The organism is Pseudoalteromonas sp. bablab_jr010 (assembly GCF_016464105.1).
In the GTDB taxonomy this organism is placed as follows: domain Bacteria; phylum Pseudomonadota; class Gammaproteobacteria; order Enterobacterales; family Alteromonadaceae; genus Pseudoalteromonas; species Pseudoalteromonas simplex.
Genome location: NZ_JACDWV010000161.1, coordinates 43136 through 59043, shown reverse-complemented (window position 1 = coordinate 59043; position 15908 = coordinate 43136). Strand labels below are relative to the sequence as shown.

At 41.2% G+C, this 15908-nt stretch carries 10 protein-coding genes and 1 pseudogene; 4 read left to right on the top strand and 7 right to left on the bottom strand.

Going from position 1 to position 15908, the window contains the following annotated elements:
• The first annotated feature begins 3 nt into the window (after window positions 1-3).
• Complete coding sequence (locus JIG37_RS17260; protein WP_199529917.1) at window positions 4-471, top strand: glycine zipper 2TM domain-containing protein; 468 nt, start codon at window positions 4-6, stop codon at window positions 469-471.
• Window positions 472-496: 25 nt separating this feature from the next.
• Here the strand turns inward: JIG37_RS17260 and JIG37_RS17255 are convergent, their stop codons facing one another.
• Window positions 497-1714, bottom strand: a complete 1218-nt coding sequence (locus tag JIG37_RS17255; RefSeq protein WP_138600096.1) for a pyridoxal phosphate-dependent aminotransferase — start codon at window positions 1712-1714, stop codon at window positions 497-499.
• Between the two features lie 93 nt (window positions 1715-1807).
• Window positions 1808-2152 carry an Hpt domain-containing protein gene (locus tag JIG37_RS17250; protein WP_054552950.1) on the bottom strand — a complete coding sequence of 115 codons (345 nt, stop codon included), beginning with the start codon at window positions 2150-2152 and terminating at the stop codon, window positions 1808-1810.
• A 121-nt stretch (window positions 2153-2273) separates the two neighbouring features.
• Between JIG37_RS17250 and JIG37_RS17245 the strand changes: the two genes are divergently transcribed.
• Window positions 2274-2873, top strand: coding sequence for a tRNA-uridine aminocarboxypropyltransferase (locus JIG37_RS17245; protein WP_138600097.1), 600 nt, complete (start codon window positions 2274-2276; stop codon window positions 2871-2873).
• Window positions 2873-3649: a CLCA_X family protein gene (locus JIG37_RS17240; protein WP_138600098.1), complete on the top strand. Its 777-nt coding sequence runs from the start codon at window positions 2873-2875 to the stop codon at window positions 3647-3649. Before JIG37_RS17245 ends, JIG37_RS17240 begins: the two co-directional genes overlap by 1 nt.
• On the opposite strand, the gene JIG37_RS17235 is transcribed toward JIG37_RS17240, so the two are convergent.
• From JIG37_RS17235 to apbC, 5 genes and pseudogenes are all read right to left on the bottom strand, one after another.
• Window positions 3615-6110, bottom strand: coding sequence for an EAL domain-containing protein (locus JIG37_RS17235; protein WP_199529916.1), 2496 nt, complete (start codon window positions 6108-6110; stop codon window positions 3615-3617). The two genes, JIG37_RS17240 and JIG37_RS17235, sit on opposite strands and share 35 nt — an antisense overlap.
• Window positions 6111-6242: 132 nt before the next feature.
• Complete coding sequence (gene dcd / locus JIG37_RS17230; protein ID WP_054552946.1) at window positions 6243-6830, bottom strand: dCTP deaminase; 588 nt, start codon at window positions 6828-6830, stop codon at window positions 6243-6245.
• A gap of 228 nt (window positions 6831-7058) precedes the next feature.
• A complete protein-coding gene (locus JIG37_RS17225; RefSeq protein ID WP_199529915.1) occupies window positions 7059-10010 on the bottom strand; it encodes a TonB-dependent receptor in 2952 nt (983 codons plus the stop codon).
• A gap of 78 nt (window positions 10011-10088) precedes the next feature.
• Window positions 10089-12233 (bottom strand): annotated as a pseudogene (locus JIG37_RS17220) (glycoside hydrolase family 16 protein).
• Between the two features lie 320 nt (window positions 12234-12553).
• Window positions 12554-13633, bottom strand: a complete 1080-nt coding sequence (gene apbC, locus JIG37_RS17215; protein WP_199529914.1) for an iron-sulfur cluster carrier protein ApbC — start codon at window positions 13631-13633, stop codon at window positions 12554-12556.
• Window positions 13634-13811: 178 nt separating this feature from the next.
• Here apbC and metG point away from each other — a divergent pair, with 178 nt between their 5' ends.
• Entirely contained in the window at window positions 13812-15836 is a 2025-nt protein-coding gene (metG, locus tag JIG37_RS17210) for a methionine--tRNA ligase (RefSeq protein WP_054552942.1), read from the top strand.
• Window positions 15837-15908 lie beyond the last annotated feature (72 nt).

Here is a 15908-nt window from a genome sequence, read left to right as displayed (position 1 = left end):
TTTATGAAATACCTAGTAGCAATCTTAGCAAGCTGTTTATTACTGAGCTCGCCTAGTTATGCTGACTACCAGCGTAACAAAGCAGTACCAGTACAACAGGTGTTGTTTGGCTCAGTACAGTCAGTACGAGCCATTACCGAACAAGAACTGGTCAAAGATAAAACCAACGGCTGGGAAACCTTTGGCGGTGCACTTATTGGCGGTGTAATCGGTAATCAGTTTGGTGGCGGTAGTGGCCGTACTGTAGCAACCATTTTAGGTTCGATGATTGGTGGCTCTGTTGCTCACAACCGTCAGCAAAACAGTCGCGTTATACAATATCAGCTCGTTGAATTGATGATCAAAGTAGAAAGCGGCGAACAGTTTATGGTTGTGCAAGACAAAGATAACCAAATGCTGTTTAACCAAGGTGATAAAGTACGTTTGGTGTACCTCAATGATAACACGGTGCGTGTTGATAAAGCGTATTAAAAAAGCGAGCCTCGGCTCGCTTTCTTTAGCTTTGTCGATAATCAGCGAAGAATCGCTGCATCTTACTCATGGCTTCTGTTAAATCATCTTTGTTTGGTAAAAACACCAATCTAAAATGATCAGGATCAGGCCAGTTAAAAGCGCGACCATGCACTAATAAGATTTTCTCCGCTTTGAGTAAATCTAAAATCATGCGCTCATCATCTTTAATATTAAAGTGCGCCGTATCCACTTTCGCAAATGCGTAAAGCGCCCCTTTAGGCTTTTTACAGCTAATACCATCAATTGCATTTAAACCACGCCATGCAATATCACGCTGAACGTAAAGCCGACCACCTGGGTTTATCAGGTTATCGATTGACTGCACACCACCTAAAGCTTGTTGAATAGCATATTGTGCTGGTACATTAGCACATAAGCGCATGGATGCCAGCATATCTAGGCCACGGCTCAAATCGTCCATCATGCTAGTGCGACCGCTTAGCACCATCCAGCCCATTCGCAATCCCGCAGCGCGGTACGTTTTTGCTAGGCCATTAAAGGTGATAATTGGTACATCATCACACAGTGCGCCAATTGAGCTGTGGCTGACACCGTCGTACAAGATTTTCTCGTAAATTTCATCGCTCAATAACAATAATTTATGCTCGCGAGCAATGTTGATCAGTTCCATCAACAGATCATCGCTATATACCGCACCGGTTGGGTTATTTGGGTTAATAAGCACCAATGCTTTGGTCTTTGAGGTGATCTTCGATTTAATATCAGCAATATCAGGAAACCAATCTTGTTCTTCATCACAAAGATAATGCACAGGGTTACCCCCTGCTAATTTAACCGAAGCTGTCCATAGCGGATAATCCGGTGCAGGAATAAGCACTTCATCGTCATTATCAAGTAGTGCTTGCGTGGTCATTTGAATGAGTTCGCTGACCCCATTGCCGATATAAATATTATCGACATCAAGGTTATATAAGCCGCGTTGCTGATAGTGCTGATAGACTGCCACACGGGCTGAGTAGAGGCCTTTAGAGTCACAGTAGCCTTGGGCTGAATATAAGTTACGAATGATATCTTTGTGCATATCTTCAGGCATATCAAAGCCAAAGGCAGCTGGATTACCAATGTTTAGCTTTAATACTTTTTGCCCTTCGTCTTCCATTTTTCGAGCTTGTGCAAGCACAGGCCCACGTATGTCATAACAGACACCGTCTAGTTTGTGACTCTTTTTGATTTGTGACATGGTTACCTCTACTAATTAGCCTTAAGACTAACCTAGTAAGGGGCCACCACGCCAGAGGATTTTTGCGGTTATAACTGAAATAAATTCAAGTTTTTAGCGAGTAGCGAACCAAGCTTGTAATTTTTCTACAGAGCCAGAAACTTGCTGATCGATACTTGCACTGTTTTGCTGTGCTATATCAGCATTCCCTTCATTGAGTGCATGCTCAATTGATTGAGCGAGCTCAGATAGACTTTGGGCTCCAAATTGGGCAGCATTTGATTTTAAGCTATGAGCATGACGCGCTGCAGCTTCGTTGTCTGAACCAAGATTAGCGTGCACTTCAGAGCCTAACCTTTGAAACTCGCTACAACAAAAAGAAAGCGTGTCAGCAAATTGATCACCCAGTAGCGACTCCATTCCTTCAAGCGCACTTTCATCGATAGTGATAGTCGTCATCTTTATCCCTTAATAAAACCAAATATTTAAATCGCAATTTTAGCTGTCTGCTTTAAAAATGCAAAATTACAGCTCTAGCTCATGTATACTAAAGAGACTTCAAATGTATACAAGAGTATCTATGGCTAGAGAATTATGCTCACATTGTGGCTTTTCAATTAAAACCTGTTTATGTGATTCAATAAGCATAATCAATAATAAACTAAAAATCATTATATTACGCCACCCAAGTGAGGAAAAAGTCACTAAAAATACGGCCAATTTACTGAATTTAGGTTTAGAAAATTGCCAGATCATCGCTGGTGAGTCAGAGCAAGACTTTTTACAGCTTGCAACATTGCCAAAAGCAACAACAGCGGTTCTTTACCCTACTGAGGATGCCTTAAGTCTAGATGAGCACACTGCCACTACAGATGCTTTCAAACAGTCTTTAAATCATTTAATCGTAATTGATGGTACATGGAAAAAAGCCTACAAAATGCTGCAATTAACCCCTAGCCTCCGTGCATTTCAAACGGTGAGTTTTAAGCACATACCACAAAACAAATACGTCATCCGTAAAGCACCTCGAGCAGATAGTTTATCAACTTTAGAAGCTGTAGCTCATAGCCTTAAATTAATTGAAGGCATTGATGTAACACCACTATACAGATTATTAGCAGCACTGGTCGATAAGCAAACCCAGCATATGCCGGATGATGTTAAGGCACGCTATCTCTAATGCGTGTATCAAAACGACTAAGCGCAGGTTTTCATCGTAAGGGACCCGATTATCGCTTTGATGATCAGGTCGATTTTGACGATATTCGCGACACCTTTGGTTTTCGCACTATGGTGGTTGGTAATTGGGTTAATAAGCAAGAACGGCTATTAGCGGCGAATTTAATTTACGATGCTTTAGCCGATCTTGCGCAAATACTGACTTTACCGCCAACGGCAATTGGCCTTAGAGGGAAACTCAATTTTGCTTTTGGTCATGGCGGACAAAAAGGTGTGCAGGCTCATTATAATGCTCACAGCCAAACCCTTGCGCTGGCTAAAAATGCAGGTGGTGGCGCACTCGCCCATGAATGGTTTCATGCTTTTGACCATCATATTTGTCAGCACTTATTTAGCGGCAGAAAGAGCATGCAATTCTGTTCGGCGCTGTGGCTCGAACAGTCACCAGACTTGAGTCATCCACTTAATCAACGCTTAAATGAGTTTTATCATCAGGTATTTTTAGATAACTCTGGTAAAAATCCAAATGAATTCGTAAAACAATCTATCGCTTTTGATAAGCAAGTAAAGCAACTTTATATGAGTATGCCTGAGGAACTAGCTGCCCGCTGTTTTGAAAAGTGTATTAGCGTCCACCCTAACATCAAAAATAGCTTTTTAGTGAGTGGCTTATCGAAAAGTGGCTTAATCTACCCGGATGAGCAGCATACGATGAATTGTTTTGAAGCCTTGCTTAAATATTTTAATCAGCTAGGTTCGCTGTTGCATCAAGATTAAGGTCAAGTTTTTGCACCTTGCTTATCCAGTCTAAATAATCATCTGCGGCAAGGGGTTTTGAAAAATAATATCCCTGTCCAAACTGGCAACCATAGCTTTGTAACATAGCGAGGCTTTGCTCATCTTCAATACCCTCAGCAACAACATGTGCACCTAAAGTAGTGGCGATATCACAGGTTGCCTTACAGATACTTTGATCATTAACCGAAAACGGCAGATTTAACACAAATTGTTTATCTATTTTGACTTCATCAAAACCAAGTTGGCTTAAATAGGCAAGTGATGAGTAGCCTGTACCGAAATCATCAATAGCGAGTTTTAAACCTATTAAACGGTAATCATCAAGCATGGCTTTAATTTTTTTACTCTCTTCTAAGGTCGCTGATTCAGTGAGCTCTAACATCACTGATTCAGCCGCCACATTTTGCTCATTTAAAATGGTAATTAGCAGCACAGGTAAATTTTTATTTAATAAATCCTTTGCAGAAATATTGATGGAAATAACATGATCGGGTATCAGTTTGCAAAACTTCGCTTGCCATTCAACCCCCTTTTCAACGACCCACTCTGTTAGCTGATTGATCACCCCTGCTGACTCTGCAATTGGAATAAATATCTCAGGACTAACAATACCAAAAATTGGATGTGTCCAGCGCAGTAATGCTTCACAGCCAACTACTTTGCCCGTTTTCAAACATATCTGCGGTTGAAAGTGCAAACTTAGCTGATTTTCATCAATCGCAATTTTAAGCGCTGCCGCAATGGATAACCTTTGTTCAGAAAGCCGCGCACTTTCTGAGTCGAACATACGCCAACGTTCACCTTGTAGGCGCTTTTCAGTCATTGCTTGTATTGCACATTGCAATATTTGTTTCGCGGTATTGCCATGCATCGGGTAATAAGCAACACCAATATCAACACGGTCGACTAAGTTAATTTCTTCATGAGTAAGGCCCTCTTCAAACACACCATGGATCATGCAGGCAAATTGCTCAATATGGCTTAATTCTAGTTCGCCCAAGATCAAACACCCAAATGTACTATCGTCAATATGAGCAAGCCATGTGCTTCTGGTGGCTTGAACTTCCAACTTTAATGTATTCATGGTCTGCATCTGAATGTTTAATATACTTAGTTTTTCATTGATACAAATATTAGCTTGCTCAAACCCAAAGGTAGAACGTGCATTTGAGAGTACATGAGGTTTAAATAATAAAACTGAAAAATGTTGCTTTTGCGACACTTTTTTCATCATTTGCGCGAGTAAAAATTGTTTATTTGGTAGCTTCGTATCCGCATCGTGCAGCATCGAATAACTAAATGCTGAAATTTGCTGACGGTCTTTTAATAACAGTACGGAGCAGATCGCCAATGATGTGAGCAATAAAATGGTGTTATGAATTCCATGGTAGCCAATACCAAATCCATTCCATAAAAACAGACTTAACGCCTGAATAACAATAATTAGAAGCATAAAAATACGCAGATGAGTACGATTACCCTTACGCTTAATCAAACTATAAAATATTACAGAGGCAAAGCACAAAAAGCCCAAACAGCTGACTATAAATAACCACTGACGATTAAAATGAGGCAATAGTGATGACAATAAAGCTGCACTGAATAAACACAGCATCATTGCTTGCCAGGCCTTTTTAAACTTTGCTGTATAGGTATGGATCGCTAAAAAATGATATAAAAAATAGCTCACAAAACATAATGCAAACTCATTAACAGGCCATTTAGATTCCCAATTAAAACCACCAATTAGATAATTTATTAATCCGTTATCGATTAAAAACCCAATGGTGACCAATATAAAATAGGCATTTAGGACTAAGTATTTTGTTCGCTGGGATACAAAAAAGTAAACACCACAAACAAACATACACAAAATCAGCCCCCCTAAAATCGCACCGTAACTCAAAATAGTTTGATGTAAGTCAACTTCAAAACTTTTTGCTGTTTCGACACCTAGTTCTAATGTTAGAGATCTTTTGTGCACGAAGTTAACTAGCGCCCAGCGAGCTCCTTGGCTGTGCTCTATTAACCAATGAGGTCGCACATTCGATAAACTTTCTAGAGAAGCAAGCCGCTGATCATTGGTGGACTGATAATTTTCATCTAACAGATAAAACTTTGCCCACGTTAAGTTAGGCTCACTAAGATAAACAACATAGTTTTTATTTTCAGGCAATTGCTGTAAATCGATAATTAACCAATAGGAGGTTTGTGCTGCGAGGCGAACCGTATTGTTTTCTAAAGCATTTAAAGGCTCAGCATTTTGCAGTGATACTTCGAGGGTCTGACTAAGTTTGGCTAAAGGCTGTTCTGAATCAAGTACCCATACCGGTAAGTTATTGCTTGCAGCATTAATACTGGCACTATGAAGCGATACGCAGCCCAGTAAAACGAGCAAAATTTTTATAACCTGATGGATCAGCTTGCCAATAAAGTGCATTTTAGCTCCGTGCTTTAAACACCAGCTAAAAGTATGGGATGAATACGCTTAAATTGCCAATTTATGAGAATGCAAATAAGTAAAAAGTTGAACAAATAATGATATGTGGCCCAAAGACCACATGTTGAAGGATTATTTATTATCGTCACTAATGCGGCTTGCTACTGCCGTATTTTGATCTTTATATTTAGCATCTTTACGTGTGTTATAAGGGCTCTGTGCTGGGCTTGTCATGGTTTCAAAACTCATGGCACCAATTTTCATCATTGGACGAAGCGCAAGTGGCAGCTTGCCTGAGTTATAAAACTCTAAAACGATATTACCCGACCAACCTGGATCAATACGATGCGCTGTTACATGTACCATCAAACCAAGGCGTGCTAACGACGAGCGACCATCTAACCAACCAACAATATCTGCTGGTAAAGTAACTTTTTCATGAGTAATAGCCAATGCTAATTCACCTGGATGAAGGAAAAAAGCTTCTTCTTCATCAAGCACAATTTCATCACTCATGATTGATTCCATTGCCTTATTAAGCTGATCTTTAGGGCCACTTAAATCAACATACGCAGCAGTATGATCTTGGAAAACACGAAACTTATTGCCCAAACGCAGGTCAACCGTGACACCCGAGATCATTTCATTACTTGGTGCTGGCTCTATAACAATGCGGCCTTCGTCAATATATTGCTGAATATGGGTATCTGATAATCTCATTTATTATTCTACCTAAACAACTTAAACATTTGATTTAAAGTTGGAAAAAACGATAACTTTAACAAAAAACACAAACCTTTTGCGTCTACGAAAAGCTAATTATAGTGGACTTAGTGAGGCATATATTACACAAATCAACAGTGCGTTGCTTCAATAATTATTAATTAATTAAAATAGATAATAAAAAGCCGCTCAACGAGCGGCTTTTGTTCCTTTTGAGATCACATATTAAAAGCTATAACGGGCACCGATTGTGTAACGTGGTCCATATTGACGAGCAAATAAGAACTGCTCTTCGTAACGGCCATAGCCACGCTCAGTTTCGTTGTTAAGGTTTATACCTTCAAAGAAAACAGTCGTGTTTTCGTTAATGTCGTAGTTAACACTCAAGTCCCACTGACCATATGTATCGCCAAATTGTGGCGGCGCATCAGATGAGCCTTGTGCTTGACCAACACCAATTAAGTAAGAGTCACGCCATGCGTAAGTCACTTTCACAGATAAACCATCTTTATCGTAAAAAGCTTGGAAGTTAGCTGAGTCACTTAAGCCAGATAAAGGAGCTTGTTGAGTCAAACTTGCTACATCAAATTCAACATCACCATCAACAAACGTAGCATTAACCCCTAAACCAAAGCCGCTTTCACCAAATAAGTGTTGAACAGCTAGTTCAAAGCCATCAACTGATTTACTATCCGTGTTTTGTGGTTGAGTAATATCCCACACCATCAGTGGATCAGAACTCGTTGGTTCAATAGCACCATCCGCATTACCATAACCTAATGCCAGCATTTCATTGAACACAGCGTCACTTGTAGCTTGCTCACCACGAGCTTCTACAGATGCCACAGCTTCAAGGTAACGAGGACCATTTAAGATATCGTATAAACCATCAATGGTTGTTTCAGTTATTTGCGTTTGAATAAAGTTATCTACGTCTTTTTTGAAGTAACCAACCGAAGCATAGCTACCTTCGCCGTAGTAGTACTCAAGTGATAAATCGAGGTTAGTTGATTCAAATGGCAACAGATTAGTATTACCTTGGCTACCTGTACGCGAACCTGGTTTCGGGCTACCCGTTAAGCTACGGCCACCAGCCAAATTACCCAGCGGCGCACGTGCCATGGTTTTACCCCATGAAACACGACCAACAAGCTCGTCTGTAATTTCAACTTTTACGTCGATGTTCGGCAACCAGATATCATAGTTACCTTCTTCTTGATAAAAGTTATCTGTACCGCCAGTTTCGTACTGCATGATCCACTCAGATGCACTCACCCAGTTAACTTGGCTTTCAACACGTTGACGAACCGTACTGGTCACATCCGTTTCTTCATAACGAAGACCTGCGTTAATCTGTACGAAGTAATCAGATAATTCAAACTCCCATAAGCTGTTCACATAGAAGCTTTGTGTCTTCTCTTCTACGTAGCTTTCACTGTCGATACCATCAAAGAATGGGTCTATTGAGTACTGATTATCGCCCAATAAATCTTCGTTTAAAAAGTCAAGTTGACGCGCTAACGCTTCTTCAAAGCTATAGGTGTAATAGTAATTTGGTTCAAGGGCACTACCACCACCAGAGAATTGATCTAGCATGTCGCCTGTATCATTATAAGTGAACATGCCATCAGGGAAGATTTCGGTGAATGATGGGTTAAAACCAGGGCCGCCACGTAAGCCACTCCATGCAGTAAAACCGCCCATAGTTTGCTTAGTATTGGCAGCACCGAATTTCACTTTAACAAGTGGAATTTCAAAGCTTTCATTAAACCAGGTTGCATGAAGCTGAGCTTGCTCAACATTAGACTCACCAGGCGAGTAAATAAACTGACTGAAGTTTGAATCAATCTCACTTGGATCAAGCACCGTTGTGCCATTGTTCCAGTTAACGTAGGCATGCGGAACTTCACCAGTGCGATAATCATATACTTTGCTCTGTAACTGATCTGAGCCAAGAATGATTTGACCATCAGAACCTAAGCCATCATCTGCGCCGTTATCTGTTTCGTTTTTCGAATCGTGATAATCGAACTCAACTTCCCACTGGTCGTTAATTTGCCACTCTAGGTTTAAACCAATTGAACGTGCTTTAACTTCAGTAGTGCCACGGCTTGCTGTAAATGAACCATCATTACCACTGATATCGGCATAAATCGCTGTACCATTTTCATCAAGCTCATAGCTGTTAATGTTACTGCCAAACTCATTCCAAATACCCCAACCCACGGTATTCACACCGGTGATTGCACGACTCGCCGTGTAATCAACCGTTGCAGTGAAGCTTTCAATTGGCGAGTACTGTAAAGTTACTTGGCCATTAGTGCGCTCACGTTCAACATCAGCAATGCTGTAGTTCATGTCTTTCGGAAAGAAATGATTACCGACACGGTTGCCTTCGCTATCGACTGCACGAGGGTCAATGTAGTCAGCTTCATCAAGGGTCGGTAAATCAACATTGGCTTGCCAACCTTGAATATTGGCGTTTTGCTGTTGAAAATCACGTTCTTGATGTGAGAATGATGCCGCAAAACCAAATGTATCATCAACATAAGTATTGCTGTACATTGCAGAAAACTCTGGGGTTACATCATCACCGGCCTCATTAGATGAATCGTGAATAGCCTTAATAGACGAGCTAAATTTCTCGCCAGGGCTATTTAATGGGCGCGTAGTAATAATATTTACCGTAGCACCTAGACCACCACTTGGTACATCTGCTTGCCCTGATTTCGCTACTTCAAGTGCACTGACACCGTCAGCGGCAATATTCTCAAGGGCGTAAGAACGGGTGTAACCCGTACCTGGCATTTGACGGCCATTCAGCATTACGAGGTTAAACTCAGGACCAAAACCACGTACCGTAATTTCGCTACCTTCGCCGTTAGAACGACTCACTGATACACCTGTAATACGTTGTAATGATTCAGCTAAGTTAGTATCTGGGAATTTACCCATCTCTTCTGCTGAAATCGCATCTACAACACCTGTTGCATCACGTTTCATATCCATGGCGCGGATCATACTGCCACGAATACCTTTAATTTCGATAACTTCAATATCGTTATCAGCTTTCTCTTGTTCATCTTGTGCATAAGCAGACATAGTGCCCAGCCCTGCAGTTAAGATCATCGCAACTGACGCTGCAAGAGGTGTTTTAATAAATTTTGTGCTTTTCATGATTTACCTGCTTTTGCAATATGTTGTCATGGATACTGAGTGCCGAATTCAGCACCCATCACTTGTTGCCAATGTTAATTACGGGTTTGAAATAACTGCATTATCAATACGGAACACAGCTCCCTCACCTTGACTCCACGCAGGAAATACCATGATGACATCAATTGAACTTATGTCTAAACCGGCTTGTAACAATGAATTGACCGTAAAAGTATAGGTTTGCCACTCACCTGCAACAGGGTCAACACCTTCTATGCTGGTATTAAGGTTAACTTCAACTGCAGTACCACCATTATCAGGGCCACCACTAGATTCTACTTTAACAAACCAAGCTGCATCCGGTGTTGATGATAAAGAGGTGATCTTCATCTCAAATTGCAATACACCCTCATCAATTAAAGATGATGCATCAAATTGACTGCCACTGCCGCCTGATGTAGTACGGTTGTTAAAGCCAACAACGGTTGGTTTTGGTCCAATCGAAAATTCAGCAGTCAAACCATGTTGCTCATCATCGACGGCCTCAATAGGTGCTAAATCACCACAACAGTTCCAAAGTGGCCAATCAAGATTCATCTCGTCAGCAAAAAGAGTTAATGTTGCAGGAGGTGCATCATTTGTGATCTCTACATTATCCACACGATAAACAGCACCATCACCTTGACCCCACGCAGGGAAAATCATGATCACATCAATCAGCGATACATTTAAACCCGCATCAGCTAATGTTTGCAGTGGGAAAGTATAAGTTTGCCATTCACCAGCAACTGGGCTAACACCTTCAGTGCTAGCACTTAGGTTTAGTTCAACGGCTGTCTTGCCTTCATCACTTTCAATTTTGAAAAGCCAAGGTGCATCTGGAGTAGAAGGTAATGAAGTCACTTGCATATCAAAACGCACATAACCGTCTTATAGCATAGCGCTTGCGTCATAAGGAGTGGCTTCACCGTTTTCATCGGTAATAAAGGCATCACGGCTAATAAAACCATTTACCGTAGGCTCTGCACCCACACTAAATTCAACCACATTGCCACGGTCGGCATCTTCAACTAACTCAGGCGTTGTGCCACCACAACAGTCCCATGCCGGCCAGTTAGGGTTAAAGCTACTATCAAAAATAGTAAGCGGCGTTACCGTGCCATCACTTGGTGGTGTTGGAGCCGGAGCTTTGCCTTGCACAAGTGCATCGTCTAAGTTGTCATAACCTGGGCGGACTGTTTCACAACCTTTACCTGTATCAGGGTCTTGCGCACACTCATAAACACGAACATAATCCACTTCAAAAGTTTGACCATTTTCGAATACAGTTGTATCAATACCGGTTGCATTAACGTTTTCAGGCCAATCACCACCCACTGCGAAGTTCAGGATTAAATAAAATTCTTGATCGTAAGGAGATGCATCCCAAAAAGTCGTTAACTCTCCGGTTGTTTGATCGAAGTACTCTGAATACCAGCCTCTGTGCTTAAGTGCAATCTCATTGCCCTTCGCATCATAAAGCACTTCTGATTGGCGCTGTGTAGCATATAAATAATCATCTACGTACCAACGAATTTCCCCCTCTTGCCACTCGATAGCATAAGTATGAAAGTCATCAGCAGGATTAGAATCTTGAGCGAAGGTATAAGCTTTGCCACTGCTATCATTATTTGGCCACTCTTGGCCGTAATGTAATGTGCCGTAGATATTTGATTCTACACCGTCTTCGGTTGGTACTTTTAAATTAACCGACTCAACAATGTCGATTTCACCAGAGCGAGGCCATCCACCATAAACTTCATCGGTAGGCATCATCCAAAACGCAGGCCAAGAACCTTGCCCACTAGGCAGCTTTGCGCGTACTTCAAAGCGACCATATTTAAAATCAGCTTTGTAACGAGTATTAATACGCGCAGAGGTATAAGGCTTATCAGCCCCTTCTTCCGCAGGTAACGCAACGATATGTAGAATACCGTCTGCAATAAAGGCGTTTTCTTCACTGTCGGTATAACATTGTTTTTCGTTATTACCGCCACCCGCACAGTTTATTTCGAAACTCCATTTTTTGTCATCAATGGCATCGCCGTCAAAGTTATCTTCCCAAACCATCACCCAATCTGAAACAGGCTCAGTTGGGTTGACAGTATCAATTTTCGTATCTGTGGCAGAGCCGCCGCAGCCAGCTAATGTCGCTACTGAAAGCGCCATTGTAAGTTGTGTTAAGTGTGTTTTGAATCTGTTCATTGCATTGAACCCTAACATTATGTGTTTGTTAGTACTCAACTGATTTATATGAATATTATTCTAACCAGTCAATTGTAAGCGCTTACATTTAAAGACAAATAAAAAACCCCGTAAATGTAAGCGCTTTCATTAGACTATGATAAGGTTATTAAAACGTCAATAAAAAATTAACATTTGTGGCGATTTTGTTTTTTGGACATATTTAACGAAAATGTAGGCTATATACGGCTAAAAGAGGGGGTTAAGAGCAAAGTTAATGATAAAGAACCACCCAAGATTTTGTTAATAAGATAAACCCATTAACAAAATCTTTGCAACAATCAATCTTCAGTAATGACTATTTCAACTGCGCTTGTGTGCGCCTGTTGATAATACAAGCTACTGGCAAGTACACGGGCAGCGGTTTTGTAGGTTTCGCTTATTTGAGCCGCGTTGTCTTTGGCAATTAAATCGCCCTGCTCCGAGCTTTCACGAATTTCAATGGCCAGTGGAATATTTGCCAGCACAGGCACACCATGACAATGTGCTAATTTTACGGCACCATCTTTACCAAATACATGATTAGGCTCACCACAATGACCACATAAGAAGTAGCTCATGTTTTCAATTAAACCAAGTACAGGCACGTTCACTTTATTGAACATAGCAATGCCCTTTTGTGCATCGGCTAGCGCTAAATCTTGAGGCGTGGTAATGATCACTGCACCACTGGCTGGCACTTTTTGGCTCATGGTTAATTGAATATCGCCCGTACCTGGAGGCATATCAACAATTAGATAATCAAGCTCACCCCAAGCGGTTTCGTTCATTAACTGATTAAGTGCTCCCGATGCCATTGGTCCGCGCCAAACGGTTGCATCATCGCTAGGTACTAAAAAGCCGATCGATTGCGCTTTGAGGTTGTGCGCTTCAAAAGGAAGTAAGTTTTTATCATCGGCTGTTTTCGGCTCTGCCCCTTGCAAACCTAAAAGCAATGGAATAGACGGGCCATAAATATCAGCATCAAGAATACCCACTTTGGCACCCTCTTGTTCTAAAGCCGAGGCAAGATTCACCGCGGTGGTTGACTTTCCAACGCCGCCCTTACCTGAAGCAACGAGCACAATATGTTTAATTTGCTTAAAACTATATGCGCTAGGTAATTTCACTTTAGCACTAATTGACACCTGTACTGATAGTTTATCGGCGACAAATTTTTCAATTTCAGGGATTTCGCCCACGCTAGCAAAAGGTAGGCTTAGTTTTACCTGCCAGCTTTTATCGCTGTTTTGATTAAGCTCTTCGAGCCAATCTTGCTCAATACCAATGGCAAATGCGCTACTACGATAAGCGGCTAAGGCAGCAATGATAGGTGCTTTTTCAGCCGATTTACTTGAGAATAGTTTTGACAGTCCAAACATAGCAATAAATTAGCGTTTCTTTGATGAAAAGTGCTGCGGAATTATGTAACATTCAAGGCATTAAAACCAGACAATTAGATAATATCATTGCTTTAGGTTGCATATAAGCAACTCACAATGAATTAAATAATGATATTCGAGCATATTTGCATCGAACTAATCTCAATTCGGAATGATTATGGCACAGCGAAAGATCCTGATTACTAGCGCATTACCTTATGCCAATGGCCCGACTCACTTAGGTCATTTACTAGAATATATCCAAACTGATATTTGGGCGCGTTTCCAAAAACAACAAGGTCATGAAACCTATTACGTTTGCGCGGATGATGCTCACGGCACACCAATTATGCTTAATGCGCAAAAGCAAGGGATCTCGCCAGAAGAGATGGTTAAAAACGTGAGTGTTGAACGTCAACGTGACTTTGCTGATTTCAACATTGAGTTTGATAACTATCACAGCACGCACAGTGAAGAAAACCGTCATTTCAGCGAGTTAATCTACAACCGTTTAAATGAAGCAGGTCACATTAAAAAGCATACTATTTCTCAACTTTTCGACCCAGAGAAAGGTATCTTCTTACCAGATCGTTTTGTAACAGGTACTTGCCCAACGTGTAAGTCAGAAGATCAAAACGGTGACAGCTGTGATTCTTGTGGTGCAACTTACAGCCCAACTGAGCTTATTAACCCACGCTCTGTAATGTCGGGTGCTGAGCCAATTTTAAAAGATTCTGAGCATTACTTCTTCGACCTACCTGCTTTTGAAGACATGCTTAAAGAGTGGTTACACTCAGGCACGATTCAACAAGAAATGGCGAACAAGCTTGATGAATGGTTTGCAGATGGCCTACAGCAGTGGGATATCAGCCGTGACGCACCTTACTTTGGTTTTGAAATCCCTGGTGCACCGGGTAAATATTTCTACGTGTGGCTCGATGCACCAATCGGCTACATGGCAAGCTTTAAAAACCTGTGTGATAAAAAAGGGATTGATTTTGATGCATTCTGGCGCGAAGACTCAGATGCAGAGCTTTACCACTTCATTGGTAAAGATATCATCTATTTCCACAGCTTATTCTGGCCGGCAATGTTAGATGGCGCAAAATTCAGAAAGCCAACAAATGTATTTGCCCATGGTTTTGTAACTGTGAATGGCGCGAAGATGTCTAAATCAAAAGGCACTTTTGTTAAGGCGCGCACTTACCTTGATAACCTAGATCCTGAGTATCTTCGTTATTACTACGCAGCAAAACTAAACAACGGCATCACTGACCTTGATTTAAACCTTGAAGACTTTGCACTACGTGTAAACTCAGACTTAGTAGGTAAAGTGGTTAATATCGCAAGTCGTTGTGCAAGCTTCATCACCAAGAAGTTTGACGGCAAGCTTAGCGACACCGTAATGGACGAAGCGCTATTAGGTGAGTTCCAAGCGGCTTCTGCAAGCATTGCAAATCACTACGAAAACCGTGATTACAGCCGTGCAATTCGTGAAATCATGGCCCTTGCTGATAAAGCAAACCAATTCATCGACGCTAAAGCGCCATGGGTGTTAATTAAAGACGAAACAAAACAACAAGAAGCACACGATGTATGCTCACTTGGTTTAAATATGTTCCGTGTACTTATCACCTACTTAAAACCTGTTCTACCTGGTATGGCTGCAAACGTTGAAGCCTTCTTAAACGACGGTTTAACATGGCAAGGCGCGCAAACAGCGCTGGTTGGTCACGCAATTAATAAGTTCAAACCGTTAATGCAACGTGTTGAAATGGATAAAGTAAACAAAATGATTGAAGAGTCAAAAGAAAGTCTAGTTGCTGAAAAAGACAAGATTGATCCAAACAGCCCACTAGCAAAAGAACCTATCAGCCCAGAAATCGAATTTGATGATTTTGCTAAAGTTGATTTACGCGTAGCAAAAATTGCTAAAGCAGAACACGTTGAAGGCGCAGATAAGCTATTAAAACTAACCTTAGATTTAGGTGGCGAAACGCGCCAAGTATTCGCAGGCATTAAATCTGCGTATGCACCAGAAGACATCGAAGGCAAGCTAACTGTAATGGTAGCAAACCTTAAGCCTCGTAAGATGCGTTTTGGTATGTCTGAGGGCATGGTATTAGCTGCAGGCCCTGGCGGTAAAGAAATTTATATTCTTAACCCTGATGAAGGCTCAGAGCCTGGCATGCGTGTAATGTAATTACACAATTGCTAGTTAATATAAAGAACCGTTGTGTTTCAGACACAACGGTTTTTTTGTATTTAATGAATG